Here is a 26,456-nt window from a genome sequence, read left to right as displayed (position 1 = left end):
AACCACCCCCAGCGCCACTAAGGGTGAAGGTTTCCGGTGTCGCCGGATTGGGCACAAATAAGTGACCCCGATCCCTGTCCCCCATGACGACTAGTGTCGCTGTCCAGGCCCGACGTACAAGGCGCGCCGATCATCGAGTGCAGAGACAAGGTCCGCAGTTCGAACTTGCGTGCGGCCCGCAAGGACCGTCTGCTTTGCGGCACTGTCCGAGGCGACCGCAATCTCTGCGTGACTCATCCCTTGGGTCGCCTGTATCACCCGCTCCCAACTAATGGAACTGTGTCGAAGAAGCGACAGGCGGTTCTGAATAATCGCCCGCGCATGAGCCCCGTCAGGTAGCGGAAAATGGACGACGCTATCGAAGCGGCGAAAGACCGCGCCGTCCAGTAGCTGCGGATGGTTGGTGGCCGCGACGACAACGCTGTCTGATTCATCCGCGTCAAGGAACTGAAGGAACGAGTTCAGTACCCGGCGAATCTCACCGATGTCGTTCGACGCGCCCCGGTCGCTAGCAAGCGCATCGACCTCGTCAAATAGGTAAACGCCCCGGGTATCGCTTAGCGCGTCAAAAATGATGCGCAACTTGGCCGCCGTTTCACCCATGAACTTGGTGATCACTGCGTCTAGTCGTATCGCGAGTAGCGGCAGGCCCAGTTCGCCCGCAATCACGGAAGCCGTCGTGGTTTTGCCCGTGCCTGGCGGGCCGACCAGCAGCAACTTCTTGGCCGGACGAAGGCCATATAGCGCCAAGACGTCTCGCTGGCGCTGCTCGAGCACAACTTGGTGCAATTTGTGCTCAACATCGTCAGAGAGAACCAGATCAGACAGTCGTGCGGCCGGGTAGGAGACCGACACCAGGGACGCCAACTCACCGCGGGGTCGCGACACAGGGACGACGGATGCGATGTGAGTGTTTGCGGGTGTCCGCTTCCGCAGGCCGTCCACCATGTCTCGCAGGTCCTGGGCAAACTTCTGTTGCCCGGACCGCGCCGCCTTGGCCGCCACCTGCATCGCCACGGAATAAAATTGACTGTCGTCGCCCTCAGCATGACTCATCACGAGGGCCTTGAGCTGGTCGTTGGTAGCCACACAGCCTCCCCCTGATCGCGGCTGGTAGGGGTCCAGCCTGTGCCGTGCATGCTACGCGCGGGCTGGAGGCTCGGACGAACCGCAGGCGCCAGTTGGCAACATTGCCGTGCTCTACGCACAGGGTGAGCATCTGACACCCCTTCGCGGGGGGAACGCCCCAACTCAGGAGCCGTTGACGTGGCGACCTCCTTCCCGGGGCTCCGCCCCCAACCCCCGGGCCTCGGCTCCGGGATGCACGGATGGGCACCAGGGTGGTGACCCCGTCGCGCCGACCAGCCACAGGCCAGCCACCCCGGCGCCGGCCTGTCCAGGACCTGCGGCCGCTACGCGGTGACTGCGTCATCCTGGACAGACCACCACCGGGCTGGCTCACGGCCCAGCTGGCCGGCGCGACGGGATCACCACCACACCACCAGAGTTGGGGTCAGACCCCATACCCCTCAAGTGCCTCCCGTGGTCGCTCGACGAAGACGATCTCGGCGTTGAGGGTCGTTGGCTCGGCGGTGCGGCCCGCGTAGTACGCGACTTCATGGACGACGTCGACGACCAGGCGGCCACGGTCGTCCCGGCGCTTCTCACTGACGGCGCGAACGTCGAAGACCCACTCCGTGGCCTGCAGGACCACCACCCGCTCACCTCGGACCGGGCCTGGGTAGTCGGCTAGGCGATGGCCTGACGGGTCTCTGGTGGCCGTATGGGCACGACGAGCGAGCCGTCGGAGGCCACCTTCGGGTACACCGGCTCGGTCACCATGCCGCGACCGTACGACGAGGCCCGGACAGAGACCAGGGAACGAGTCCGGCCGCTTGAGGGCCGTCATGCGTCGAGCTGGAGCCGGTGGGCAGTGGTGGTCGGGTGATGCTGATGAGGACGTCGGACCAGTAGGGGTCGTTGAGGACGTCGGGTACGTACTCGACGGTCTTGCCGGTCCGGGGCGCGTGGATCATGCCGCCGCGGCCGTCGAAGAGACCGTCGTGGCTCACCCGGGACCCGCCGGCGGTGGCGAACGACAGGATGTCGCCGGCGCGGGCCTCCGAGGCCAGGATAGGTGTCGACATAGCTTCGATGGCGGCGGAGGAGTGCGGGAGCGCGATGCCGGCGGCCTGGTACCAGGCGTGAAGGATCAGTCCGGAGCAGTCAAACCCGACGATGCCGGCGCCTTGGGCGAAGCCTTCGCTGGGGCCGCTGGTGCTGCCGCCGCCCCAAGAGTACGGAGTGCCGATCCAGGACGCGGCGACGTTTACGGCGACCTCACCACTGTCAGCGCCCGGCAGGGCAGTGAAGTCGGCGGGAACGCCCCGGTCTTCGCAGCGCTGGTTGGCGCTGGCGTAGGTCTGCTCGAGGCCGCCGGCGCCTGATGCATCAGCGGCACCGGCGGGCGGGGTGGACTCGGCAGAGAGAGCGGTGAGGAGCTCGTCGGCGAGGGACTCCCACTGGGCGTAGGCGTTGGGGAACGCGGAGCGCTGGACGCGTTGCGCGGCAACGGTCAGCGGCAGCTGCTCCCAGCCGGGGATCTCGAGGAGGGTGTCGTAGAACTTTCCGGCGGCGTAGACGGGGTCCATGAGCTCGTCGAGGGTTCCCCACCAGGGGTACTGCTGCTGGAACACGTTGACGGAGCCGTGGTCACGCCAACGGCGTCGTGAGGGTAGGCAAGGGACCGGGAGACGCCGCGCTGGTCCGGGCGGAGGTCGCCGGTGCCGTCGTTGGCGTAGTTGCGGAACTTCGACTCCTGCGCCGCGACGGCTAGGGCGACCCGGATGGCCTGGTCCGGCAGGGCACGCTGTCGGCCGACCTGGACGATGGTGGCGGCGTGGGCGAACTGGGTGTCGTCGAGGCCTTCGACGTCGAGGCCGGTGGGGTTGACGATGACGGTGCAGTCGCCGCGGGTGTCGGTCTGCTCGGTCTCGACGGTGACGCTGAGGACGAGCAGCGTGGCCAACCCCGCGATCGCGAGTTGTACGCCGATGACGACGGCGATGATCTTTCCCCAGGGCAGGGACGCCGCAGCGTGAATGGCCAGCGTGTGCCACATCAGGGCACGTCCGAGGTATCGGCCTCGAGCACGGGCTGCAGATCGGCGAGCAGCCATCGGTCCTGCTCGAGCACGAGGATGGCGGCTAGCCGGGTGCCGTCCTCGAGCTGGACGTCGACGAGGGCTTGGCCGTCGGCCTCACTGCGAAGGACTACCCGTTCGGGGAGGGCGGAGGGGACGCGGGTGGCGTCGATTGTGGCGGCGGTCTCCTGGTACTCGAAGGTGGCGAGGGTGCGGAGTTCCTCAGTCCGAGTCTGGTCGTCGGGTGACTGCCAGGCGAGCACGGCGCGTTCGGCCACGGTGATGACGTTCGCCGTCGGCTCACCGGCTGGGCTCGCAGTGGAGACCACGACCACCTCCGGTGGCAGCAGCTGCGACGTGTCGCCGACTACTGGGGCGTCACTGGGGATCACCGCGTCGGGCGATAAGACGCGAGCCGTTGCCGATAGAACCAGGGGCGGCTCAGGGCGCGCGTTCTCCTCTGTTGCGGCGGTACCCGTGAGCCTCGTGACAACGACCACGGTCCCGACGATCAGAACGAGCACTGCTGCGGCCACGAAGCGGCCGGGGCGAGTCATGGCAAGCCCTCCTTGCGGGAGGTGACGACATCGCCGGGCACTACCTCGGAGGGGCGGGTCCCAGGTGCGGCGCCGGTGGGGTCGTAGTGGTCGACGACGGGCCCGTCGAGGGTGTGGATGACGGTGACGGTCTCGCCGTCCACGACGACGGCATCGAAGTCACGCATGGGCGTGGTCTCTGGCCGACCCAGCGACTCCGTCTGAGCTTCGTCAGCCGTGACTGTCGGAGCGGTGCTGGTGCTGTAGCGGGGTGACTGGGCGGGCATGGTTGCGGCGGCATGGGCGCCAGTCGACGGGGGGATCTGTGGGGCCAGGTCCGCCGGGCTGGTGTCGGTGCGGCCGGCGGGGCCGCGAGGGGCGGGCAGCGCTGGCATGTGGGGCCCGCCGATCGCAGCAGGCGCGGGCGCGCCGTCGAGCTCCGCGGGCGGTCCGGTCCGCGGTCGGTACTCCGGTGTGGGTGGTGCGGCGGTCGCGAAGTGCTCGGGGCGGATGGTGTCCGGGCCGATCCGGTAGGGCTCCGACGCGGTCTGAGTCTTCGCGTCGTCGTCCTTCTCGCTGAGCTTTGTGGCGAGGAGGGCGCCGGCGGCGACTTTCGCAGTCCCGCCGGCGAAGCGGGCCGCGCTGCCGGCCAGGTCGGTGGCGCCCTTCTTGTACTTCCGGTACTCGGCGGTGCTGGTCTTCACGGCGTCGTTGCCGCGGACCATCGTGGTGAGGCGCCGGTAGGGGCTGAGGACTATCCACATGGCGATGCCGACGATGAAGGCGAGCAAGATGCCGAGCAGGGCGGGGATGCCGGAGTCAGCGGACAGGAACACCCCGTAGAGGAACGCGGTGACGGCGGCCCCGACAGCGAACACGACGCTGTTGATGAGGGCCGCGGCGACCAGGCTGGCGAGACTGCGCAGGGTTCCCTTGAGCAGGAGCGCGACGAGCGCCACCAGGGGCAGGAACATCACGACGAGCCGGATGATCAGATAGCTCATGGCCACGAGCAGCAGGCTCATGAGCAGGAACGGCAGGATCCCGACCAGCGCCAGCGCCACCAGCGCGTGGCCGACCCGGTCGAGGCTGCGGGCCCCGGTGAGGTACTCGTAGGCGTCGGGGTCGCTCGCCCGGACGGCGTCTGCGGCTTCCCTCCACTGCTGTCGCTTGGCGTCGATGAGGTCCGCGCCGGCGCCGTCGGGGTCGTTGCGGACGAGCTCGGTCTCCGCCCAGGAGAGGGTGGAGGCCTGGTAGAGCTCGGGGCCGTACTGCCGGGCGGTCGGGGAGGAGGAGTCACCGAGGGTCCCCGCGACCCACCGGTCGAAGAGGATCGCGTCGACCAGCGGGGCGACGGTCGCGGCGGCGGGGTCGGCGTCGTCGCTGCCGGCGATGGCGCCGTTGACGGACACGATGGCGGTGACGGTGACCTGGTCGGTGACGTTCGCGACGCTGCTGGGGTAGTTGGCGGCGAACGCGGCCAGGGTCGCGGCGACCAGGACAAGGCAGCCGGTGCCGATGGCCGCGGACAGACGGGCCCGCCGGATGCTGATGATCATGAGGACGCCGACGGCGACCGCGATGACGGGGAAGAACGGTCGGGTGAAGCCTTCGTAGAGGGCGTCGGAGACGTAGGCGACGGGCTTGTCCAGGACGTCGAGCCAGGTCTGGTTGTAGACGGTGTCGGCGAGGGTGGCGACCACGCCGACGGCGAGGACCGGCAGCGACATGAGCGAGTTGGCGGTGGAGGTGAGCGCGCCGTTGGTGGCTTGGCCGGGGCCGGGCACGCAGGAGTCGACGTACATGTGCCAGCGGTAGCCCGCGAGGCCGGTCGTCTCGTAGAGGCTGACGCCTGAGCCGTCAGTGAACGGGTTCGCGTCCCGTGGTGGCGGGTCGGCCGGGCGGGGGGTGATGAAGCCTCCGAGGCCCCGGTCGGGAGACTCGGCGGTCGGTGGGGTCTGGCAGTCGGGCAGGCCGGGAACCGGCAGCTGCGGTGTCGCCACTGTCACGCCTGAGGAGACTCCAGGCGTCGCGGCGGCTGTGGCCGGCGTCGCCGTCCCGAGCAGGACCGCAGTCAGGAGCAGGAGGCAGAGCAGGCCGCGACGGGCGGTGCTCATGCGACGCTCCAGTCCTCGGCGTGCGTGTCGGTGCCGGTCTCGGACCCGTTGAGTCGCGTCACGTCCGGGGTGCTGGGTCCCCGGCGGGTCGCGGCGTGGTCGGTGCTGCGCAGGTCGATGGGGTGCGATTGATAGGGGCGGGTGGGGTTGCCGACGGCGGTGGTGTCCAGGGCCTGCAGGACGTGGGGGAGGTGGCCGAGGTCCCAGCGGACGCGTTCGGTGTACCCGTCGGCGTCGCGGAGGATCACGTCCCGGGCGCCGCTGCGGCCCTGACCGACGTGGGGTCGGAGCCCGCCAAGGGCGAGGGTGGCGACGGCCCGTTCGTAGCCGAGACCGGTGGGGATCCGGGCCAGGCGCAGGGCCGCGGCGGCTTCGTCGGGGTCCTCGATCCCGCCGATGATGCACTCGTCGATCAACCCACCGGCCTCGAGGGACAGCAGGTCGCCGGGCTTCTGCGACGCGGCGAGGACGCGGGTGTTCCACTTGCGGGAGTCCCGAGCGAACCGCTCGACCAGCGCCCGGCCGGCCGGGGTGCGGCGCAGGGCGTGGGCCTCGTCGATGACGACGACCTTCCGTTCGCCCATCCGGCGGCCGTAGACCCGGCGGGAGGCGTAGTTCGCGGCCAGGCTGAGCAGCGGCACGCTGATCCGCTCGTCCTCGGTCCAGTTCGTCTCCTCCGCGTCCGGCTCGGGCAACGTCAGCCCGCCGAGGGTGAACACCAGCAGCGTCGGCTCCGACGAGCGGACCGGCGGGTGGCCGGTGTCGCCGGCGGTGAAGAACAGGCGGGCGGACGGGAACTCGGCCATGTCGCGGAGGACGTCGTAGATCTCGTGGTCGGCGTCACGAGCATCAGCGCGGATGGCGTCGAGGACCTGGCCGAGGGACGCGTCGTGGCCGCCGCCGACGTGACGGACCGCGTTGCGGATGACGTGGCTCGACTCCCGCGCCCGACGGATCTCCGGCGGCAGCAACAGCCGCAGCGTGTCGGTGGCCAGCTGCATCCGGCGACGCCCCGCGAGGTAGAGGGCGTCGGCGAAGACCTCGTCGAGCTTCTCGTCGAGATCCGGGCCGTGCAGGCCCATGAGCCGTTCGTCGTCGACCAGGTTGTGCCGCTCCGGCTCCGGCACCGCGGCATAGGGCGACAGGGTGCCGGCCTCGGATCGCAGCAGGTCGACGTACTGCGACACCGCCGCGATCTGCGGGATCAGCGTCAACCGGGCGAGCGGGCCGGACGGGTCGAACACCGTGGTGCAGATCCCGCGCAGCGTCGCGTCGTAGGCGAGGGAGCCCACGACGACGGACTTGCCGGAGCCGAGGCCGCCGATGACGGGAGTGAAGCCGGACCGTTCGCGGACCTCCATCGCGTGGTGCAGGTTCCACGCCACTGCCCGCCGCGACGTCCCGACGGTGTAACCGACGTAGGAGCCGTCGCGGGTGCCCACGGTGCTCGACAGGTGCGGGAGACCCGCGGCCAGGAACTCCGTCTTGCCGCGGCGACGGTGAGCACTGGAGGCGGCGGGTTCGCCGGGGATGAACTCCCGGTGCAGGCCGTACTGGTCGGGGTCGCGGTGAAGCTCGACCCGGTAGTCCCGGTAGTGGTTCAGCACGGCGTTGACCCGGTCCTCAAGCTCGGCCGGGGACGCCGCGACGACGGCGAGCTGGAAGCGGCCATCGATCCTCGCCACGGCGTGCACACCTCCGTCCGCGATCTCGTCAGCGGTGGCGCGGGCCTGCTCCCCGGTACGGCGCAGCGACGGTGGGACCTCGACGGAGGCGCTGGCGGTGTACTGCTGCTCCTGGTCGACGACCTGGTCGATGCGGGTCTGCATCGACGCCGCAGCCTCCCGCCCGGACAGGACCCGGATGCTGCCGGACCACTCGACCGGGAACGGCAGGGAGTCCGCGTACGCCATCCAGGGCAGATGCGACTGCGGGATCGTCAGCCCCTCCATCCGGCCGACGCTGAGCACGGCCAGGTAACGCTCGACCGTGGTGGCGTCGCCGGTGCGCTGCGGGCGGGCGACCAGGCGCACGTGGGGCCGGCCGGGGCTGGGGTCGATGTCGAGGGTGCCGGTGAACATCGTCAGATCCGACGCCTCCACCGGGACCGTCATGCCGTCGACCGTGGTGTGGGGCTGGGGCAGGCCGAGACCAAGGCTGCGGTGGACCAGCCACTCGACCTCGCCCTGGGTGGCGCGGACCCCGTCCAGGCCCGGTGTGCCGAGCAGCGCGTCGAGGCGGGTCAGGTCGGCCGCGAGCTTCGCCGTGGTGCGCTTGCTGATCCGGTCGCCGTGGTGGGTGACCTGCAGGCTGACGCCGAGGTAGGTCTCGGTGTCGGAGAACGTGGACCCGCGCAGGTGACGCTGGACGGCGACCAGGTGCTCGCCCCAGGCCTGCCGACTGACCGGGTCAGGGGTGTCCTCGGCGAGGGCCTTGGCCCAGGTGTGGATCGGGTAGGGCCGCTGGACGCTGCGCAGGTGGATCGTGCGGCCCGCCAGGGCGGAGTACGTGTCGCCGATCTGCCGGATCAGGTTCTCGCGGCGTTCGTCGCCTTGCCAGGACCACTGTTGCGGGCCCAACCGGTACCAGGCGCGCAGGCCCTTGCGGGTGATGGTGACGTTGCCCTGGATGCCGCGCAGCGCCAGCGGCAACGGGGGGAAGTCGGCCGCGCTGGACGTAGTCGAGCGCCAGGCAGTCCAGCGGCTGGTCCGGGCGCGGTGCTGGCCGTCGGCGACATGCGTCAGGTCCGCAGCGTCGGAGGTGGTGTCGGGATTGTGGTCGGCGCGTCGGCGCAGACGGACGCGTGTGCTCATGTCGACTCCCTCGAGAACGTGTGGCGCAGCGGACGGGCCCGGCCGGTCGCGCGGCGGCAGCGGACCCAGTGGCGGGTGGCGCGCAGCTCGCCCCGGGCGTAGGCGAGCCAGGCCATGAGGGGCTGCTCGCTGGTGAAGTAGGGCGCCAGCAGGTAGCCGGCGACGAACCCGACGGCCAGCGTGTAGAGCCCCCCCGGCCAAAGCCCGAACACCAGGACCAGCGGCAGGGCGACGAGAGCGGTGACGGCCGAGCCGATGGCCAGGACCGTGTAGCGGGGTTGGCCGAGCACGGTCCACCCACGCAGGTCGATGAGGCGGGGCTGGTAGCGCCAGATGGCGTCGTCGTTGCCGATCAGCATGACGACGCTCAGTTGAGGAGGAAGTTGAGGATGTCGTCGCTGGTCCCGGTGATGAGCGGGACGCTGATGCCGGCGATGAGCAGCGCGATGACGACGATGGCGAAGGTGCCGAGGGCGTCGCCGATGCTGGAGCGCTTGACGCCGAACAGGACGATGATCGCGACGACGACCAGGCCGACGCCGAGCAGCTGCAGGAGGAGGTCCTGGATGCCGCCGACGTTGACGGGCGTGCCGGTCGGGACGGCGAGCAGTGCGGTGAGGGACGTGTTCATGGGCGGGTTCTCCTTCGGGTGAGGAGCCCGCGGGTCCCGAGCCATAGCGACTCTGGATCCCCCGGGCGGAGGACGGTCAGAGCAGGACGCGCTATGAGGTGTTTCGACGCGGGTGCGCCGTTTCGGACGGTAGAGGATGAATTGCCCGCCGTAACGGAGCGACATGACATCTGTGGATGAGCGTCAGGTGAACGGCGCGCGACTCCCGACTGAGTGGCAGACGTCCGAGCCGGCCAGCTCGGCGCGTGTTGAAACGACAGTCGGTAGCAAGCGGTCCGCGACGCGGTCTCATTTGTCGGTGGGCGGGCACGTCCAGCCGCGTTCGCCAAGCCGAGGAACCGCTGGTCGGAGGGTCGGTGAACGCATCCAAATGGCCGCTCCCAGACCTCGAAAGCGTGTGAGGGGGAGACTCCTCCGTGGGTTCAAATCCCACCGTCACCGCCACGAGGGAGTTGCAGAACTCCCGTCAGCAGAGTGACGAAACCCCGCCCGGAATGCAGGTCCGGGCGGGGTTCGTCCGTTTCGGGGCCTGTGTCGGCCTCCCGGATCGGCGTGGCCGGCTCGCCGAGGGTGTCGGCGCCGGCGGTCCGGGTCTTCGCTGAAGGGGGGACCGACGGCGGGCGCGTCATCGCAGAACGGCGGGTGATTGGAGTGCCCGACCGGAGCTGTCAGTGAGTTCTCCACCTGCGAAGTCGTGTCGTCACCCCGGCTCGATCCGGGACAACCAGGCGACGACGGCACCGTTCCGACCGTGGGTAGGGCACGAGAGGATGGGCGTGTGAAAGCGACAGGTCAGTCCGGTGACGTGACGGTCTCGTTCGAGGTGCCGGCGAGCGAGTTCGCAATGGACCGGCAGATCTCCATGCCCTGGCATCGGATGTCCTACGACTGGTTCACCGAGGAGGCCTTCGTCGGTGAGCTCGAGATCGCCGTCGGCGGCGTTCTGTTCCGTCCGGAGAACGACGGGTCCCAGTCGAACTACCTCGCCTACCTGCTGCATCTGGCCGCGCGAGCCGAGCCGGAGCAACGACATCGCGCGCAGTGGGACCACTTCGACGACAGCGTGGAACTCTTCTTGACCTTCGGCACGCACAACGGTCGAGTCAGCCTCGAGCAAGGCGACGTCAGCGCCCGTGCGAGCAGGAAGGACCTTCTGGCAGCCGTGACAGCGTGCTACCAGCAGGTGTGGCGCTTCATCGCCGACAAGTCGCCCGGCGTGCTCCGCAACAAAGCGGTCATGGCCGATGAGCTCGACTGGCGGCAAGGGCTTCGCGCCTCGGGCGTCGTCGTGAACGGGCCGCGAACGCCGTAGCTGCTGGGGGCACATCGGCGGCCGCAGCTCGACCGGAGAGCGCGGGCCCTTCGCAGGGGCATGTCACCGTCCTGTCGTGCGGGTCTGCGCCATGGCGGGCCTCCGGCGTCTGTTGCTGCCTGTTGGCCGGCGTGCCGCCCCGCCAAAGGCCCGGCAGGGCTGCCGTAGCCGTGACCTGCGCGTGGCTGGCGATCTGCCACCCGCGTATCCGCGCGCGCCGAAGTCGCGACATCGACGGAACCGCACTGCCCGACGAGGCCGAAGGGGCACCATGACGACCATGCAGATGCGGCACACACTGAACGCCGCGACCCGCAGGTTCCCCGTCCTGACCGGGGTCCTGTCCGCAGTCGCTGGGTGCACGGCGGCCGCGGTCCTGCTGGCCGGGCCGGCCATCGGTGCCCACCCGAGGGACAGCGGCCTCGACCCCTCGCTCCAGGACGCCATGGAGGGCCTCCAGATGCCGGCGACCTTCACCGCACCCGCCGACCTGAACCTCTGCGACGACGCCTACTCCTGCTGGAGTGTGGAAGCGCTACCAGCTGCTCTCCAGACCGACCTGACGGAACTACTGGCCACAGTCTCGGATGATGTGACCTGGAACTGCGAGGTCGCCCCCTCCTACGTAGGGGAACCGGTCGCCTGCCGGGCCACCGGCCACGTCGGGAGACAGACCGTCTCGCTCACTGGCTTCCGTGACCCGGCCTGGGTCGACTCGGTCGAGCAGGCGCCCGCGTTCCTCAGCACCACCACCGTGCTGCTGACCCACAGCGCCGGTGACTGACGGGACCATCGCCGGCGCTCCCGGTTGCTTCGGGCGGCGCGGTGGCGCCCTGTCGCGGAGACCGCCGGAACCTGACTTTCGGGCGCCGAAGGGATGGCACCGTGTCCAGCAAGATGACCGTCTGGTCCGGCTCGGGGTGCCGGTCGCGGGTGCGGCAGACGGGAGAGGAGGTTGAGGATGCTCAGGCGCCTAGCGGTGCCGCTCGTCTTGGCGGCCTTCAGCGTCGTCCTTGCCCTCGTGGCGGCCGGCGGCGGGTGGCGCCATGCCGCGGTGGTGTCGCAGGCGAGGGAGGTTGTCGTGACCGACGTGTCATGCCTGGAGGGCTCCCGGGAGTCCGGCTGTGTCCTGCGCTGGGTCAACGACGCCGGTTTGGAGCTGTCGGCCGGGCTCGTGGGCGCGGAGGGCGTGGACGTGGGTGACGTGGTCACCGTTGCCCCGGAGGACCCGGCCGGGGCCCCGGAGAATTGGGCCGAGCGAGCGGAGGCCGCAACGCCCGGCGGGACGGGGCGAGTCATGCTCCTGGGGCCGATGGCGCTGTTCGCCGACATCGCGCTGCCGCTGGTTCTCGCGGCCGGGTGTGCCATTGGCGCCGCAGCGACGTGGGGCCGGTGGACCGACGAGACGACTGGTGCGCGGAGCTCCGGCCGGCCACCCAGTGCCTGACGGGGTCGGCGCCCGTACGGGACCGGTCACCCGCGAGCTGAGCGGCCCGTACCGGATGCACTTCGTGGTCTTCTTCGCCGTGCTCGTGGTGGTCGTCGGTGGCCTGCCGCTTGCGCTGGACGGGTCCGGCGCCGGAACCGCGGTCTGGGTCTTCCTGACCGCCGGCACGGTGCTGCTGTGGCGGCGAGCCCGCACTCGGGTCCTCATCGACGAGCACGGCGTCGCCCTCGCCAACACCTTCCAGACGCATCGCTTCGAGTGGTCCCAGGTCGAGAAGCTCCGCGCAGACGTCAACCTCGTCTTCACCGTGCGCATCCCGCCGTACGTCGACGAGCTGCGCTCATCGGGGGTCGGCAGCATCGGAGGAGCCCCCGCCGCCGTGGAGCAGGACTACCTCGAGTCGACGTACGAGCAGCTGCGGGAGTACCGGGCCGGGACGAGGCCGCTGCACGAGGTCGGCCGCCCCTCGCGCCACTCACGGGACGACACAGCGCGCTGGGAGTCTTGGCGTCTGGACGCCATCGTGTTCGCCGCCGTCGCCATCACGGGACCCGCACTAGCGGCCGTACGCCACGGCTCGTGGGCGTTCTGACCGGGGGACTCCCCAGGCATCGCGACCCCTGCGGCACGCCGACCGAGGTGGTCCGGACGAGCGGAGGGTCGCCGGCCGGGCGGCCCTCAGCGCCATCGACGAAGGCCGGGTGGACGGAGGCGTGTGGACGAGGTCGGTCCGACCAGCACCCAGGCAGGCCGGCGCCCGGCGACTGCGCTCGACGGTGGTCCCCGGCACCATGGCGGGCATGGTGTCGTTCCTGATCAACCCCACACGGGAGGCCACCGCGCCGGACGGCTCCCAGTGGGAGGTCCGGCTCGTGCGCGGCAACGCCTGGCGCGGGTGGCCGGGGCAGGAACGCCTGCTGCAGCTGCCCAGCCCGCTCGACCCGATGCGGAGCAACAGGCGGACGCAGCTGATCGTCCACAGCTTGCCGCTTCGCGGCCTGCTGTGGCTGGCCTACCGGCTGCAGCGACGCACGGACTACCGGGTCGTCGTCAGGCCCTTCGGCGCGGACTCAGACCGGGAAGCTGTCCGAGACGAGCGGCATCCGACGAAGGAGGCTGCGGCCGCACGGGCGAGCGAGGTGCTGCACGCGCTTCGGCAGGGGAGCGACTGGTGAGACCCGTTCGCAGCGCAGACTCTGGTCAGGATCCTCGCAGTCGGGGGCCGCGGCAGCTCGGTCGATGTCGGGTGCTCCTCATAACCCCCAGCCCGGGGACATCCCAGTCGCCGTCGGCGGTGTCTGTCGGGAGGTCCCGCAGGGGAGTCCCGTCGACCAGCAGCTAATAGACCGCGACGCCCGGACGGTGAGGGGCTCCAGGGTCAGCCGGTGGATGACCGTCACGAGGCTGCCGCACCTGCCGACCAGCGGGACAGAACCGGACCCGCTGCCGTACGGGCCGGCCAGCAGAGGGTCTGCCCGTGCGCGGCGAACAGCTCGTCGCGGGAGTCGTAACGGCCCAGCTCGGCCAGGACCCACCCCGACAGGCTGCACGTGTCGCAGCCGACCTGCGCTTGCTCATGACCGTCGTCAGTCGAGCCCGGTGCCTCGTCCCAGCGGACAGCACCGCGCCCGACCGCCTCGAACAGGGTCTCCTCGCCGGCGTTCGTGAACTGGACGCCATGGTCGGCTCCGCTGAGGTCCGGGGCGGCGAGCAGGGCGGAGCTGTCCAGCCACGTGCCGTCGACGTGGAACTCCGGCCAGGCCAGGACGACCTGGTCGGGGACGACGGCCCGCAGACCGGGGAACCGCGGGTACCAGAACCGGCCGTCCAGGAGCAGGCCACGGGACCGGGTCGGGACACCCACGGCCCGGGCCACGGCCTCCAGCACGGCCAGTCGCTGGGAGCAGGAGCCCCGCCCACGCCGCAGGGTCCGACTGACCGACTGGGTGTCCTCCACGGCGTACACCGGCCGGACCCGCTCGGCGATGAGCCCGTGCGCCCGCAGCAGGACGCCGGTGACATCGCCCTGGGCGCCCGGCCGGCGGCAGCCCCGCAGCAGCGACTGCACCTCCGCGGAGGTGTGGTCGAGGATCCGCGTGGCGCCCGTAGACCCGGGACAGTCGTCCTGGACGGGCGTCGTGAAGGACGTCCGTCCGGCACGACTGGACCACGGGGTGAGCGCACGCGACGTCATGGGCCTCATGGTGCGCCGTGGGGCATGGCCCCGCAGTGCATACCGACAAGGTGAGCCCCTCAGCCGAGGCGTCCCGCCACTGCCAGGACGTCCCTCGGCCCACCAGCCGGACGTGGGCGCGCCGGTCCGGGAAGTGGGGGATGGCTCACGCAGATGGTGGGGGCTGACGCAGATGCCAGCCGACGATGTGGCCCCCGACCAGCGACGACGAGGTTTCGTCACTCCCTCGCCACGAGGGACTGACGTAGTTCGGTCCCCATAGTGACGAAACCCCGCCCGGACTTCAGGTCCGGGCGGGGTTCGTCCGTTTCGGGCCTCTACCTGTCGGGTCGAGAGGGCCGGGTCACCGAGGGTGTCTGGTCACCTGCGAGACCTGTCGGGCTGACCCTCGGGTGCAGAACAGTGGCGATCTGCTTACCGGTGGGGACGTCGCCGGTGGACGTCGACCTCGCTGACCGCGGCGCGGCTGAGTCCTGTCGGCCGGCGCGGTCAGTCCCGCTGGATGTGACCCGGTCCCAGCCGGCCGACGGGGGACCAGATGCGCTGGTCGACTGGGCACGCCCAGACGGGTGTGCCCTCCTGCTCGTCGAGGACGAGCTCGGCGACGTGGGACGCGCACAGCGGCCACCGGCCCCACAGCTCCTCGATGATGTCGTCCTCACCTACGTACAGCAGCTCGCTGACGGCCTCGGTCAGGGTCAGGGGTTCCAGCACGGGGACGCTGTAGCCTCCGCCGCCGTCCGGCCCGAACGCCAGCTCCACCCCGATCGTGGGCAGCGGTGGACGCGGCACCGCGGCAGGAAGATACTGGGGCTCGCTCGAGGCCGTGACGGTCACCGTCCACGTCAAGGACTGCCGCGTCGTCCGTTCCAGGTCGGCAGCCAGGAGCTGCCCGGCGAGGCGGTACAGGGGGACGCTCGCCGTGGCCTCGGTCCACAGCCGGTCAACGGTCTCCTGGTCCCGGGGCAGCCACCGCCCCGGTCCCGCGGCACGCTCCCAGGCGACGGCCTCGTCCAGCACGGCGTGCAGGTCCTCGGGGGCGGCCACGTCTGTGCCCGGACCGACGGGCAGGTGCAGGTCACCGAAGCAGACGACCGGGCCGCGGAACGACGCCGTCACGACGCAGCGGTCGTCCAGGCCACGCTCCGAACGCAGACGCCGGGCGGCCGCGGCCGCAGCCCTGTGCCACCCGTCGTCCGTCACCCCCGCATCCTCGCGCAGCGGTGGTCACCGCCCCGGGTGGACGGCCGTCCGGGACCAGGTCGCTCGTCGGCGCCGGCGCGCCCGGTCGTGGGTCCCTCGCGGTCGTCGAGGACAACAGGTGCCGTGGGGGTACACCGGGCATACCCCCTCGGTAGGTGCTTTCTCTTTCGCTGGGGCGGTGACGGGGTGACCCCCGGCACGTCACGCGCGGCACGGCGGTGGTGAAGGTCGCGGGCCGTCGTGCCGATGGCAGGTCATGGCCCCTCAGCAGTCGCACCACCAGCGTTCCCGCGCCGCGCGCCACCGCCGCACCGCTCTGGTCGCGGCGGGGATGCTCGCCGCTGTGGCGGCGGCCGTCGTCGTGGTCGAGCAGGTCATGCCCGAGGGGCCCGAGCAGGTGCCCCTGTCGGAGGCCGTCGCTGCTGTGGCCGCCGGCGACGTCGAGAGCGCGAGCATGGACGAGGCCGCCGCGACCGTCCTGCTGACGCTGCAGGACGGGTCGAGCGTCACCGCGGCGTTCCCCAAGGCCTACGCCGGCACGCTGACCGAGCAGCTCGTCGACGCCGGGGCCGAGGTCGACACCGACCCGCTCCGGGCGCCGGGGCTGCTGTCCAGCCTGCTGCCGCTGCTGGTCATGGTGGCCCTGGTCGGCGGACTGGTCTGGGCCATGCGCACCGGTGCCCTGACGGGGGCACGCTCCATGAAGGGCCGCCGGGGCAAGCAGGTCGACGACGTGCCCTCGGCCCGCTTCAGCGACGTGGCCGGCTGCGAGGAGGCCGTCACCGAGATGCGCGAGCTCGTCGAGTTCCTGCGCGACGGCGAGCGGTTCACCCGGGTCGGGGCCCGACCGCCGCGCGGGGCGCTGCTGGTCGGCCCGCCCGGGACCGGCAAGACGCTTCTGGCCCGAGCGGTGGCCGGCGAGGCCGGGGTGCCGTTCTTCCCCCTGGCCGGCAGCGACTTCGTCGAGACCTACGCCGGCGTCGGCGCCCGGCGCGTGCGGGACCTGTTCGACCGTGCCCGCAACTCCGACGGCGGCATCATCTTCATCGACGAGATCGACGCCATCGGCCGCGCCCGCTCCGAGGGGCCCGGCCACAGCGGGGCCGACACCGAGCGCGAGAACACCCTGATCTCGATGCTCAACGAGATGGACGGCTTCGACACCGACCACCGCATCATCGTGCTGGCCGCGACCAACCGGGCCGACGTGCTCGACCCCGCCCTGACCCGCCCGGGCCGGCTCGACCGGCAGGTGCAGGTGCCCGCGCCCGACCGCCGCGGCCGTACCGAGATCCTCACCGTGCACGCCCGGTCCCGGCCGATGGCCGACGACGTCGACCTGGTCTCGGTGGCTCGCCGCACGCCCGGCATGAGCGGGGCCGAGCTCGCGCAGGTCGTCAACGAGGCCTGCATGGAGGCCGCCCGCCGCGGTCTGCACCTGGTCGACTCCGACTGCCTCGACGCGGCCGTGGCCACCGTCGCGCTCGGCCGGGCCCGCACCGCGGCCCTGGTGACCGACTTCGACCGGCGGGTCACCGCCTGGCACGAGGCCGGGCACACCGTGGCCGCGCTGCTGCTCGACCACGCCGACGACCCGGTCCAGGTGTCGATCGTCCCGCGCGGCCCGGCCGGCGGCGTCACCTGGATGAGCGGCAACGACGACATGTTCCTGACCCGGGGCCGGGCGCTCGCGGACCTGCGGGTCAGCATGGGCGGCCGCGTGGCGGAGGAGCTGCTGCTGGACGGCGAGTTCACCCAGGGCGCCCACGGCGACCTCAGCGCCGCGTCGGCCCGGGCGCTGGCCATGGTGACCAAGTACGGGATGTCCCGCCACGGGTACCTGCTGGTGGACGACGACACGGTCCGGATGGGCGGCGAGGTCGCGCACGAGGTGCGCGCGGTCGCCGAGGAGCTCCTGCGCCAGGCCCACCGGGACGCGACGTCGCTGCTCACTGGCAACCGGGCCCTGCTCACCGCCGTGGCCGAGCAGCTGCTCGAGGCGGAGAACCTGACCCTGGCGCAGCTGCGGGTGATCCAGGCCGAGGTCGCCGCCCGGGACCTGGGCCGGATCCCCGTGCAGGCCGGCGCCCGCACCCGCGAGCCGGCCTGACCCAGGCCCGTGGGGGCCGTGCAGGTGGCCCCGACGCCCATTCAGGTGGCCCCGACGCTCATTCAGGTGGCCCCGACGCCCAGGGCTCAGATGGGCCTCCGCCGTGCCGATCTCGCCGGCATGACCTCCACCCCCGGCACCACTGCGACCCCCTCGTCCGGCTGGCTGCCGCGGGGCGTCCCGCTCACCGACGACGTGTTCGCCGCGCGGCACCGCGTGATCCTGCTCATCGCCACGCTGCAGGTGCCCCTGCTGCTGGCCCTGGCCCTGCTGCGGGGCACGGCCGAGCCCCTGGTGTGGGTGGAGCTCGGCGCGGTCCTGCCGCTGCTGCTCGTCGGGCGCTCGGGCGCCGGCCAGGCCGTGCGCAGCAGCGCGGTCAGCCTGGCGCTCATGCTGGGGGCCAGCGTCCTCGTGCACGCGGGCGGTGGGCTCACCGACCTGCACATCGCGTTCTACGTCCTGCTCACCGTGGTGGCCCTCTACCAGTCGTGGGCGCCGTTCGTCGCGGCCGTCCTGTACGTCGCCGTGCACCACTCGCTGATGGCGCTCGTCGCCCCGACCGCGGTCTTCTCCTCCGACCACGCCCAGCAGAACCCGGTCGCCTACGCCGCCCTGCACGCGGTCTTCCTGCTCGCCCAGGCCGCCGCGCTGGCCTTCGGCTGGCGCTTCGCCGAGCAGGCGGAGGCCGGGCGCCGCGCCGGGTCCGAGCAGGCGGCGCGTGAGCGCGCCGAGAGCCTGGCCCGCCTGGCCGAGGAGCGCGAGGCGTCGGCCACCCGGTCCACGCGCCGGCTGGAGGCCAACCGCGCCCGCGCCGCCGACGTGGCCGACCGCATGCTCGAGGTCGAGTCGGCGGGCCAGGCGCTCAGCCGGGACGTGGCCACCGCGACGTCGGTGCTGGACGAGCTGCGCAGCGCGATCGGGTCGATCGCGTCGGCGGCGGGGCAGGCCTCGGCCACCGCGCTCGACGCCGACTCGCACTCGCAGGAGTCGGTGGAGACCATCGCCCGGCTCACGGGCACCATGGCCGAGATCGAGGCCATCGCGGGCCGCATCAGCGGCGTCGCCGCGCAGACCAACCTGCTCGCGCTCAACGCCACCATCGAGGCGGCCCGGGCCGGCGAGGCGGGCCGGGGCTTCGCGGTCGTCGCCGAGGAGGTCAAGGAGCTGGCGCGGGAGACCACGGCCGCCACGGACGAGATCCGTCGCGTGGTGGAGTCCGTGCGCGTCGAGGTGGTGGGCACGGCCGCGCTGGTCGACCGGATCCGCTCCGTTATGGGCGACGTGCTCGACGCCCAGCAGACGATCGAGGCTGCCGTGACGCAGCAGACCGCCGCCACGGCGGAGGTGTCGGCGGCCATGGGCAGCGCCACCGCGGCCGCCGACCGGGTGGCCACCCAGCTGCGGGGGGTGGCGGAGGCCGCGACCGTCGTCGACGGCGACTGACACCCCCGGCCGGTCCCGGCCGCCGCCGTCGTAGGCTCCGGCCACCAGGAGCGGACGACGAGGTGACGCATGGCCGGTCAGAGCACGCCCCCGCAGGACCCGGACGAGCAGCGCCCGGACGAGCAGCGCCCGGAGCAGCAGGCCGAGGACCAGCACGCCGAGGACCAGCACGCCGAGCACGTCGCGGCTGTCGCGGCGGGCTACGGCTTCGCCGGGCCGGCGCTGGAGCTCGGCGCCCTGCTGGTGGACGACGGGGGCACGCCCTCGCCCCGGCCGCAGGCCCAGGTGCGGATACCGCTGGCGATGCTCAACCGCCACGGCCTCGTCGCCGGGGCGACCGGGACGGGCAAGACCAAGACCCTGCAGGTGATGGCCGAGCAGCTGTCCGCGCAGGGCGTCCCCGTGTTCCTCGCCGACATCAAGGGCGACCTGTCCGGCGTCGCCGTGCCCGGCACCGCCTCCGACGCGCTGCGCGCCCGGGCCGGCGGCATCGGCCAGGACTGGGTGCCGACGGCGTTCCCGACCGAGTTCCTGGCCCTGGGTGGGCTCGAGGCCGGGGTGCCGGTCCGCGCCAGCATCTCGTCGTTCGGCCCCGACCTGCTGGCCAAGGTGCTCGACCTGAACGACACCCAGACCTCGAGCCTGGCCCTGGTCTTCCACCACGCCGACCGGGCCGGGCTGCCGTTGCTGGACCTGGCCGACCTGCGCGCGGTGGTGCAGCACCTGACCTCGCCCGAGGGCAAGGCCGACCTCGCGGGCCTGGGCGGGCTGAGCAAGGCCACCGCCGGCGTCATCCTGCGGGAGCTGGTCGTGTTCGCCGAGTCCGGCGCCGACGCGTTCTTCGGCGAGCCCGAGCTGGACCCCGCCGACCTGCTGCGCACCACGGCCGACGGCCGGGGGGTCGTCACCTGCCTGGAGCTGGCCCAGGTGCAGGACCGGCCCGCGCTGTTCTCGACGTTCCTGCTGTGGCTGCTGGCCGAGCTGTTCGAGGGCCTGCCCGAGGTCGGTGACCTGGACCGGCCCAAGCTGGTGTTCTTCTTCGACGAGGCGCACCTGCTGTTCGCCGACGCCCCCAAGGCGTTCGTGCAGAAGGTCGTGCAGACCGTGCGGCTGATCCGGTCCAAGGGCGTGGGGATCGTGTTCGTCACCCAGACCCCCAAGGACGTCCCCGGCGACGTCCTGGCCCAGCTGGGCAACCGGGTCCAGCACGCGCTGCGGGCCTACACGCCCGACGACGCCAAGGCGCTCAAGGCCACCGTCAGCACCTTCCCGACCTCGGGCTACGACCTGGGTGCGCTGCTGATCTCGCTCGGGATCGGCGAGGCCGTCGTGACGGTGCTGTCCGAGCGCGGGGCCCCCACCCCCGTGGCGTGGACCATGCTGCGCGCCCCGCAGGCGTCGATGTCCCCGGCACCGCCGGAGCACGTGGCCGCCACGGTCGCCGCGTCCGCGCTGCAGGCCCGCTACGGCGTCGAGGTCGACCGCGAGTCCGCCTACGAGATGCTCAGCGCCCGGCTGGGCTCCGGGCCCCGGTCTCGCGTCGACGGTCCGGAGCCCGCAGGCGATCGAGGGCCCGACGCCCCGGTGCCGGCCGACGGGCTGCCCGGGCCGGGCCAGACCTGGGACGACCTGCCCCCCGAGCGCACGACGCCCGGACCCACGACGCCGGCGCCCCGGCGGCGGAGTGCCTCGCGGCGGCCCGAGCCGCAGCCCACCGGCGCCGTCGGCGAGGTCCTCGCCTCGCCGGCCGTGAAGAGCTTTTTGCGCTCGGCCGGCACGGTCCTCGGCCGCGAGATCACCCGCGGGCTGTTCGGCACCGCCCGGCGACGACGGTGAGCTGGGGCGGACCGGGCGAGCCCGGGCCGGTCGCCCTCGTCGGCTCCGGGGAGTACCTGCCCGTCATGCACGACGTCGAGGCGTCCCTGCTGCTGGGCCGCGCCCCGCGCTACGTGCAGCTGGCCACGGCGGCCGCACCCGAGGGCCAGTCGTCCCTCGCGCGCTGGCACGAGCTGGGCCGGCGTGCGGCCGAGCGGCTCGGCGTGGAGCAGGTCGTCGTGCCGGTGGTCGACCGGGTGTCGGCCGACGACCCCGGGCTGGCGTCGCTGGTGAAGGGGGCGGGGCTGGTCTACCTGTCCGGCGGCAACCCCCGGTTCCTGGCGGAGACGCTGCGCGCCACCGCGGTGTGGGCGGCCATCGAGGCCGCGTGGCGGGGCGGGGCGGCCCTGGCGGGGTGCAGCGCGGGGGCCATGGCTCTGGGCGGCAGCGTCCCCGACGTGCGCCACCCGTTCTCCGGGCCCGTGGCCGGGCTCGGCGTCGTGCCGGGGCTCGCCGTCGTGCCCCACTTCGACCGGTTCGGCGCCCACCTGCTGGGACGGCTGGCCGCCCACGCGCTGCCCGAGGGCGTGCGCCGGGTCGGGGTGGACGAGGACACCGCGCTCGTGGGCGGACCGGGCAGCTGGCGCGTCGTCGGCCGGGCGAGCGCGTGGGTCCTGGGCGACGACGGCCGGCAGGAGCACCCGGCGGGATCGGTCGTCGTGCTCTGAGACCGGCCGCGAGGGTGTGTGATTACCCCTCGTGTGGCGGTGGCTGGCGGGTGCGGGCGTCCTCGTCGTGGTCACCGGTCTGCTCCCGTGGCCGGAGGCGGCGGCCCTGCTCGCTCGGGTCGCGCCGGTCCTGCTGTTCCTGGCCGCGATCACCGTGGTCGCGGAGCTGGCCGACCGGATCGGTGCGTTCGAGGTGGCCGCGCGCTGGGCCGCGGAGGCCGCCCGCGGCCGCACGGTCCTGCTCTACCTGCTGACCGCCGTGGTCGCCGTCGTGGTCACGGTGCTCGTCAGCCTCGACACCACCGCGGTGCTGCTCACGCCCCTGGTGCTGGTGCTGACCCGCCGGCTGGGGCTGCCGTTGCTGCCCTTCGCGGTCCTGGTCGTCTGGCTGGCGAACACCGCGAGCCTGCTGCTGCCGGTGTCGAACCTGACCAACCTGCTGGCGGTGGGACGGCTGCGGGCGCTGGGCGAGAGCTACGTGTCGGTGATGGTGCTGCCCGCCGTCGCCGTGGTGCTGGCCACGGTGCTGACGCTGCTGGCCTGCTACCACCGCCGGCTGCGTGGCCGGTTCGTGCTGCGCGAGCACGTGCGGGCCGGCGACCGGGTCCTGCTGGGGCTGACGGGCGTGGTCTGCGTGGGCATCGGTGCCGTCGTCGCCCTGGGGGTGGAGCCCGCCGTCGCCGCCGTGGCCGGGGCGCTGGTGCTCGGGGCCGGTGCGGGGGTCCGGGCGCGGCACCTGCTCAGCACCTCCCTGCTGCCCTGGCGGCTGGTCCTGCTCACCACCGGGCTGTTCCTGGTGGTGCAGACCGTGGCCGACCGGGGGCTGTCGGCGCTGCTGGCCGAGCTGGCCGGCACGGGCGAGGGGGCCCTGGACCTGCTGCGGCTGGCCGGGGCCGGGGCGCTCGCGTCCAACACCGTCAACAACCTGCCGGCCTACCTGGCGCTGGAGCCGGCGGCGGAGGGGTCGGCGCTGCGCCTGGCCGCCCTGCTGGTGGGCACCAACGCCGGGCCGCTGGTCACGCCCTGGGCGTCGCTGGCCACCCTGCTGTGGTGGGACCGGTGCCGGGCCGCCGGGGCGCGCGTCCCGATCGGCCAGGTCATGGCGCTGGGCCTGCTCGCCGCCCCGGTCACGGTGCTCACCGGGGTCGGCGGCCTGCTGCTCGCCGCCCGTGTCGGGCTCGTCGGCTGAGCCGTCGAACGATGTGCGGGTGATCGGCGGTCGGCGCGCGCTCCTGATGGTCCACAGGGGTCGTGGCCGACGTGTCGTTCGGTGTGCTTGTCTGCGCTCCGCACGAGTGCGACCCTCGCGGCAACCGACGAGGAGGTCGACCCATGACGGACACCGCGGACACCCGCGACCAGGCCGGCGCGCGCGTGGACCCGCCGCCGACCGCGGCCACGGCCGACGGCTACCGCCTGGACGACCGGTACACCAAGGACTCCGGCCGCGTGATCATGAGCAGCATCCAGGCCCTGGCCCGGCTGCCGATCGAGCAGCTGCGCCGCGACCGGGCCGCCGGGCTGAGCACGGCCGCGCTGCTGTCCGGCTACCCCGGCTCCCCGCTGGGGGGCTACGACCTCGAGGTCGCCCGCATGAAGCGGCTGCACGACGACCTGCCCCTGGTGCACCGCCCCGCGGTCAACGAGGAGCTCGGCGCCTCGGCCGTGATGGGCTCGCAGCTGGCGGCCTCGCGCCCCGACGCGCGCTACGACGGCGTGCTGGGCATCTGGTACGGCAAGGCCCCCGGCCTGGACCGGGCCACCGACGCCATCCGGCACGGCGTGTTCGCCGGCACCAGCCAGCACGGCGGGGTCGTGGCCCTGGTCGGCGACGACCCGGCCGCGAAGTCCAGCACCATGCCCTCCAGCAGCGACGCCGCCCTGGTCGACCTGCACATGCCGATCCTCTACCCCGGCACCCCCGCCGAGTGCCTCGAGCTGGGCCTGCACGCCGTGGCCATCAGCCGCGCCTGCGGGCTGTGGGCGGCCATGAAGGTCGTCACCCCGGTCGCCGACGCCGTCGGCACGGTCGACCTGCCGGCGCTCACCGCCGACCCGGTGATGCCGGAGGGCTGGGACGCCGTCGAGCGCCACCCGTCCGCGGTGTTCCTCGGCTCGGCCCGCATGATCGCGGTCGAGAAGGAGTTCCGGACCGTCCGGCAGGACCTGGCCTACCGCTACGGCGTCCTCAACGGCCTCAACCGGGTGCCCGTCGACCCGGACGACGCCTGGATCGGCATCGTCGCCACCGGCTACACCTACTACGAGACCCGTGAGGCCCTGCGCCGGCTGGGGCTGACCAGCGACGAGGAGCTGGCCGCGGTCGGCGTGCGGCTGCTGCAGCTGCGGATGCCTGTGCCGTTCGACCGCGAGATGGTGCGCCGGTTCGCCCGCGGGCTCGACGAGATCGTCGTCGTGGAGGAGAAGAACCCGACGCTGGAAGGCCTCGTCAAGGAGGTCCTGTACGACACCGACCACCGCCCCCGGGTGGTCGGCAAGCGCGACGAGACCGGCGCCGAGCTGCTGCACTCCTACGGCCTGATGGACGCCGACGCCATCGTCGAGGCCCTTCGCGCCCGCCTGTCGCAGCGCCTGGCCGAGCGCCTGACGCCGCCGCCGCGCGAGCGGATCGAGGTCGGCTCGCTGCTGCCGCTGTCGACGCAGCGCACCCCGTTCTTCTGCTCCGGCTGCCCGCACAACTGGGGCACCAAGGTCCCCGAGGGCACGCTGGTCGGCGCCGGCACCGGCTGCCACGGCATGAGCCTGCTGATGGACCCCGCGCTGGTCGGCGACACGTTCGGCATCACCGCCATGGGCAACGAGGGTGCCCACTGGATCGGGATGAGCCCGTTCGTCGAGACCGAGCACGTGGTCCAGAACTTCGGCGACGGCACGTACTTCCACTCCGGCCAGCTGGCCGTGCAGGCCGCGATCGGCGCGGGCGCCCGGATCACCTTCAAGATCCTCTACAACGACACCGTCGCGATGACCGGCGGGCAGGACGCAACGTTCAGCGTCGGCGTCCCCGCCCTGGCCACCACCTTGCTGGCGCTGGGCGCGAAGCGGGTCGTCGTGACCGCGCCCGACGTACGCGACTACGACCGGGCCGGCCTGCCGCGCGAGGTCGACGTCCGCGACCGCGACGACATCGTCGACGTGCAGACCGAGCTCGCCGCCGTCGACGGCGTCACCGTGCTGATCCACCACCAGCCCTGCGCGGCGGAGCTGCGGCGAGGTCGCAAGCGGGGCAAGGTCGAGACGCCCCCGAAGCGGATCGCCATCAACCCCCGCATCTGCGAGGGCTGCGGCGACTGCGGCGCGGTGTCCAACTGCCTGTCCGTGCAGCCCGTCGACACCCCGCTGGGTCGGCGCACCCGGATCGACCAGGACTCCTGCAACCTCGACTTCTCGTGCGTCAAGGGCGACTGCCCCGCCTTCATGGAGATCGACGTCTCAGGCGTCGACGAGGCCGACGGTTCCGACGCAACGGCACTCTCTGGCGGCCTAGCCGACGCAACGGCCCGTTCTGCGGGTCAGGGGCCGGGGTGGGACCTGCCCGCGCCGGCCCGGGCCGCAGGCGGGGACGTCGTGCGCATCCGGCTGGCCGGGATCGGCGGGACGGGCGTCGTCACCGTGGCCCAGATGCTGGGCACGGCCGCCATGTTCGACGGCTGGGACGTCAGCGGGCTCGACCAGACCGGGCTGTCGCAGAAGGCCGGCCCGGTCATCAGCGACGTGGTCCTGACCCGGGAGGGCGCCGCGTCGACCAACCTGATCGGCGACGGCCAGACCTCCACCCTGCTGGCCTTCGACGGGCTCGTCGGGGCCAGCGACCCGGTGCTGGCCGCCTGCGACCCGCGGGGCACCCGTGTCGTGCTGTCGACCACGCGGACCCCCACCGGCCGGATGGTGTCCCAGCCGTCCATCGCCTACCCCAGCGACCGTGAGGTGACGACCCGGCTGCGGGCGGCGTCGACCGAGCTGCTGGCCGGCGACGCCAGCCGGATGTCGCGCGTCCTGCTGGGCGACGCCGCCTACGCCAACGTCCTCGTCCTGGGCGCGGCCGCGCAGACCGGTGCCGTGCCGGTGGACCCGGCCAGCCTGCGCCGGGCCGTGGAGCTCAACGGGGTCGCCGTCGACGCCAACCTCGCCGCGTTCGACTGGGGCCGGGCGTGGGCCGCCGACCCCGAGCGGGTCGAGGCCGAGGTGGCCCGCCGTCGGGTCACCGCGGGCGAGATGCTGTCGACCCCGCCGCTGCCGGGGGCGCTGCGCCGCCGGGTCGACGGGCTCGACCTGCACGACGACCTGGCCGAGGTGGTCCGCATGCTCGCCGCGGACCTGGTCGGCTACCAGGACGCCCGCTACTCCGGGCGCTTCCTGGACGTCGTGCAGCGCGTCGCCGCGGCCGAGCGGGAGCTGGTCGGCGAGGGCCACGACGAGCTGACCACGACCGTCGCCCGCTCGCTGCACAAGCTGATGGCCTACAAGGACGAGTACGAGGTCGCGCGGCTCATGCTGCTACCGGAGGCGGACGCCGCGGCGGCCGAGGCCGGGGCCGGGCCGCGGTCGTTCCTGCTGCACCCGCCGGTGCTCAAGGCGCTGGGGCGCACGGGCAAGATCCGGTTCGACGACCGCACCCGGCCGGGGTTCGCGGCCCTGGCCCGGGGCAAGCGGTTGCGCGGCACCCGGCTCGACCCGTTCGGGGCGACCGGGATGCGCCGCACCGAGCGGGCCCTGGTCGGCGAGTACGTCTCGCTCGTGGCCCGCCTGGTCGCCGGCCTGTCCGCGGGCAGCCACGCCCGGGCGGTCGAGATCGCGGGGATGGTGGACTCGGTGCGCGGCTACGAGGCGCTCAAGGAGCGACGGGTGGCCGAGTACCGGGTCGCGGTCCAGGAGGCGATGGCCGGGTACGGCGGCTGAGCGCAGAACCGGACGGGACCGCTCTCGCGGGCCCGGCTAGCGTCG

22 protein-coding genes are annotated in these 26,456 nt (G+C 72.6%); 11 read left to right on the top strand and 11 right to left on the bottom strand.

The window, feature by feature from the left end; all coding sequences use genetic code 11:
• Positions 1 to 90 precede the first annotated feature (90 nt).
• The 9 genes from SJY06_RS21145 to SJY06_RS21105 form a co-directional block, all read right to left on the bottom strand.
• A complete protein-coding gene (locus SJY06_RS21145; RefSeq protein WP_380169508.1) occupies positions 91 to 1,089 on the bottom strand; it encodes an AAA family ATPase in 999 nt (332 codons plus the stop codon).
• 424 nt (positions 1,090 to 1,513) lie between these two features.
• Positions 1,514 to 1,717, bottom strand: a complete 204-nt coding sequence (locus SJY06_RS21140) for a hypothetical protein (protein ID WP_380169507.1) — start codon at positions 1,715 to 1,717, stop codon at positions 1,514 to 1,516.
• 118 nt (positions 1,718 to 1,835) lie between these two features.
• Positions 1,836 to 2,651 carry a C40 family peptidase gene (locus SJY06_RS21135; RefSeq protein WP_380169506.1) on the bottom strand — a complete coding sequence of 272 codons (816 nt, stop codon included), beginning with the start codon at positions 2,649 to 2,651 and terminating at the stop codon, positions 1,836 to 1,838.
• Complete coding sequence (locus SJY06_RS21130) at positions 2,576 to 3,121, bottom strand: hypothetical protein (protein ID WP_380169505.1); 546 nt, start codon at positions 3,119 to 3,121, stop codon at positions 2,576 to 2,578. The genes SJY06_RS21135 and SJY06_RS21130 overlap by 76 nt, the downstream gene beginning before the upstream one ends.
• Positions 3,121 to 3,699 carry a hypothetical protein gene (locus SJY06_RS21125; protein ID WP_380169504.1) on the bottom strand — a complete coding sequence of 193 codons (579 nt, stop codon included), beginning with the start codon at positions 3,697 to 3,699 and terminating at the stop codon, positions 3,121 to 3,123. Before SJY06_RS21125 ends, SJY06_RS21130 begins: the two co-directional genes overlap by 1 nt.
• Positions 3,696 to 5,687: a hypothetical protein gene (locus tag SJY06_RS21120; RefSeq protein ID WP_380169503.1), complete on the bottom strand. Its 1,992-nt coding sequence runs from the start codon at positions 5,685 to 5,687 to the stop codon at positions 3,696 to 3,698. Before SJY06_RS21120 ends, SJY06_RS21125 begins: the two co-directional genes overlap by 4 nt.
• Positions 5,688 to 5,791: 104 nt before the next feature.
• Complete coding sequence (locus SJY06_RS21115; RefSeq protein ID WP_380169502.1) at positions 5,792 to 8,608, bottom strand: ATP-binding protein; 2,817 nt, start codon at positions 8,606 to 8,608, stop codon at positions 5,792 to 5,794.
• Positions 8,605 to 8,967: a hypothetical protein gene (locus SJY06_RS21110; RefSeq protein ID WP_380163758.1), complete on the bottom strand. Its 363-nt coding sequence runs from the start codon at positions 8,965 to 8,967 to the stop codon at positions 8,605 to 8,607. The genes SJY06_RS21115 and SJY06_RS21110 overlap by 4 nt, the downstream gene beginning before the upstream one ends.
• Positions 8,968 to 8,975: 8 nt before the next feature.
• Positions 8,976 to 9,239 carry a hypothetical protein gene (locus SJY06_RS21105; RefSeq protein ID WP_380163756.1) on the bottom strand — a complete coding sequence of 88 codons (264 nt, stop codon included), beginning with the start codon at positions 9,237 to 9,239 and terminating at the stop codon, positions 8,976 to 8,978.
• 778 nt (positions 9,240 to 10,017) lie between these two features.
• On the opposite strand from SJY06_RS21105, the gene SJY06_RS21100 reads away from it, so the two are divergent.
• From SJY06_RS21100 to SJY06_RS21080, 5 genes are all read left to right on the top strand, one after another.
• On the top strand, positions 10,018 to 10,551 hold the full coding sequence (locus SJY06_RS21100; protein ID WP_380169501.1) for a hypothetical protein: 534 nt from the start codon (positions 10,018 to 10,020) through the stop codon (positions 10,549 to 10,551).
• A 280-nt stretch (positions 10,552 to 10,831) separates the two neighbouring features.
• Positions 10,832 to 11,335, top strand: coding sequence for a hypothetical protein (locus tag SJY06_RS21095; RefSeq protein ID WP_380169500.1), 504 nt, complete (start codon positions 10,832 to 10,834; stop codon positions 11,333 to 11,335).
• A gap of 297 nt (positions 11,336 to 11,632) precedes the next feature.
• Positions 11,633 to 11,998, top strand: a complete 366-nt coding sequence (locus SJY06_RS21090) for a hypothetical protein (RefSeq protein WP_380169499.1) — start codon at positions 11,633 to 11,635, stop codon at positions 11,996 to 11,998.
• Positions 11,991 to 12,590: a PH domain-containing protein gene (locus SJY06_RS21085; protein ID WP_380169498.1), complete on the top strand. Its 600-nt coding sequence runs from the start codon at positions 11,991 to 11,993 to the stop codon at positions 12,588 to 12,590. The genes SJY06_RS21090 and SJY06_RS21085 overlap by 8 nt, the downstream gene beginning before the upstream one ends.
• Before the next feature lie 208 nt (positions 12,591 to 12,798).
• A complete protein-coding gene (locus SJY06_RS21080) occupies positions 12,799 to 13,173 on the top strand; it encodes a hypothetical protein (RefSeq protein WP_380169497.1) in 375 nt (124 codons plus the stop codon).
• Between the two features lie 221 nt (positions 13,174 to 13,394).
• On the opposite strand, the gene SJY06_RS21075 is transcribed toward SJY06_RS21080, so the two are convergent.
• A complete protein-coding gene (locus SJY06_RS21075; RefSeq protein ID WP_380169496.1) occupies positions 13,395 to 14,192 on the bottom strand; it encodes a transglutaminase domain-containing protein in 798 nt (265 codons plus the stop codon).
• Between the two features lie 489 nt (positions 14,193 to 14,681).
• Positions 14,682 to 15,395 carry a hypothetical protein gene (locus tag SJY06_RS21070; RefSeq protein ID WP_380169495.1) on the bottom strand — a complete coding sequence of 238 codons (714 nt, stop codon included), beginning with the start codon at positions 15,393 to 15,395 and terminating at the stop codon, positions 14,682 to 14,684.
• A 256-nt stretch (positions 15,396 to 15,651) separates the two neighbouring features.
• On the opposite strand from SJY06_RS21070, the gene SJY06_RS21065 reads away from it, so the two are divergent.
• The 6 genes from SJY06_RS21065 (at position 15,652) to SJY06_RS21040 (ending at position 26,411) form a co-directional block, all read left to right on the top strand.
• Positions 15,652 to 17,505 (top strand): ATP-dependent metallopeptidase FtsH/Yme1/Tma family protein, encoded by a 1,854-nt coding sequence (locus SJY06_RS21065; protein WP_380169494.1) that lies wholly within the window; start codon positions 15,652 to 15,654, stop codon positions 17,503 to 17,505.
• A 120-nt stretch (positions 17,506 to 17,625) separates the two neighbouring features.
• Positions 17,626 to 18,948: a methyl-accepting chemotaxis protein gene (locus SJY06_RS21060; protein ID WP_380169493.1), complete on the top strand. Its 1,323-nt coding sequence runs from the start codon at positions 17,626 to 17,628 to the stop codon at positions 18,946 to 18,948.
• A gap of 69 nt (positions 18,949 to 19,017) precedes the next feature.
• Positions 19,018 to 20,784, top strand: a complete 1,767-nt coding sequence (locus tag SJY06_RS21055) for a helicase HerA-like domain-containing protein (protein ID WP_380169492.1) — start codon at positions 19,018 to 19,020, stop codon at positions 20,782 to 20,784.
• Positions 20,781 to 21,491, top strand: a complete 711-nt coding sequence (locus tag SJY06_RS21050; RefSeq protein WP_380169491.1) for a Type 1 glutamine amidotransferase-like domain-containing protein — start codon at positions 20,781 to 20,783, stop codon at positions 21,489 to 21,491. Before SJY06_RS21055 ends, SJY06_RS21050 begins: the two co-directional genes overlap by 4 nt.
• Before the next feature lie 31 nt (positions 21,492 to 21,522).
• The gene (locus SJY06_RS21045) at positions 21,523 to 22,680 is read left to right on the top strand and encodes an SLC13 family permease (RefSeq protein WP_380169490.1); all 1,158 of its coding nucleotides are present in this window, start codon (positions 21,523 to 21,525) and stop codon (positions 22,678 to 22,680) included.
• A gap of 143 nt (positions 22,681 to 22,823) precedes the next feature.
• Entirely contained in the window at positions 22,824 to 26,411 is a 3,588-nt protein-coding gene (locus SJY06_RS21040; RefSeq protein WP_380169489.1) for an indolepyruvate ferredoxin oxidoreductase family protein, read from the top strand.
• The last annotated feature ends 45 nt before the right edge of the window (positions 26,412 to 26,456 follow it).

The sequence above is a fragment of the Jannaschia sp. R86511 genome, from assembly GCF_042466345.1.
In the GTDB taxonomy this organism is placed as follows: domain Bacteria; phylum Actinomycetota; class Actinomycetes; order Actinomycetales; family JBBAYJ01; genus Aquipuribacter.
The sequence above is the reverse complement of the archived record's forward strand: the minus strand, read 5'-3'. Positions and strand labels throughout refer to the sequence as shown.

Coding starts and splice junctions, on each gene's coding strand:
- SJY06_RS21105 (WP_380163756.1), bottom strand. CDS start 9,239: ATGAACACGTCCCTCACCGCACTGCTCGCCGTCCCGACCGGCACGCCC.
- SJY06_RS21130 (WP_380169505.1), bottom strand. CDS start 3,121: ATGTGGCACACGCTGGCCATTCACGCTGCGGCGTCCCTGCCCTGGGGA.
- SJY06_RS21110 (WP_380163758.1), bottom strand. CDS start 8,967: ATGCTGATCGGCAACGACGACGCCATCTGGCGCTACCAGCCCCGCCTC.
- SJY06_RS21060 (WP_380169493.1), top strand. CDS start 17,626: ATGACCTCCACCCCCGGCACCACTGCGACCCCCTCGTCCGGCTGGCTG.
- SJY06_RS21065 (WP_380169494.1), top strand. CDS start 15,652: ATGGCCCCTCAGCAGTCGCACCACCAGCGTTCCCGCGCCGCGCGCCAC.
- SJY06_RS21055 (WP_380169492.1), top strand. CDS start 19,018: ATGGCCGGTCAGAGCACGCCCCCGCAGGACCCGGACGAGCAGCGCCCG.
- SJY06_RS21135 (WP_380169506.1), bottom strand. CDS start 2,651: ATGGACCCCGTCTACGCCGCCGGAAAGTTCTACGACACCCTCCTCGAG.
- SJY06_RS21080 (WP_380169497.1), top strand. CDS start 12,799: ATGGTGTCGTTCCTGATCAACCCCACACGGGAGGCCACCGCGCCGGAC.
- SJY06_RS21115 (WP_380169502.1), bottom strand. CDS start 8,608: ATGAGCACACGCGTCCGTCTGCGCCGACGCGCCGACCACAATCCCGAC.
- SJY06_RS21095 (WP_380169500.1), top strand. CDS start 10,832: ATGCAGATGCGGCACACACTGAACGCCGCGACCCGCAGGTTCCCCGTC.
- SJY06_RS21125 (WP_380169504.1), bottom strand. CDS start 3,699: ATGACTCGCCCCGGCCGCTTCGTGGCCGCAGCAGTGCTCGTTCTGATC.
- SJY06_RS21075 (WP_380169496.1), bottom strand. CDS start 14,192: ATGACGTCGCGTGCGCTCACCCCGTGGTCCAGTCGTGCCGGACGGACG.
- SJY06_RS21040 (WP_380169489.1), top strand. CDS start 22,824: ATGACGGACACCGCGGACACCCGCGACCAGGCCGGCGCGCGCGTGGAC.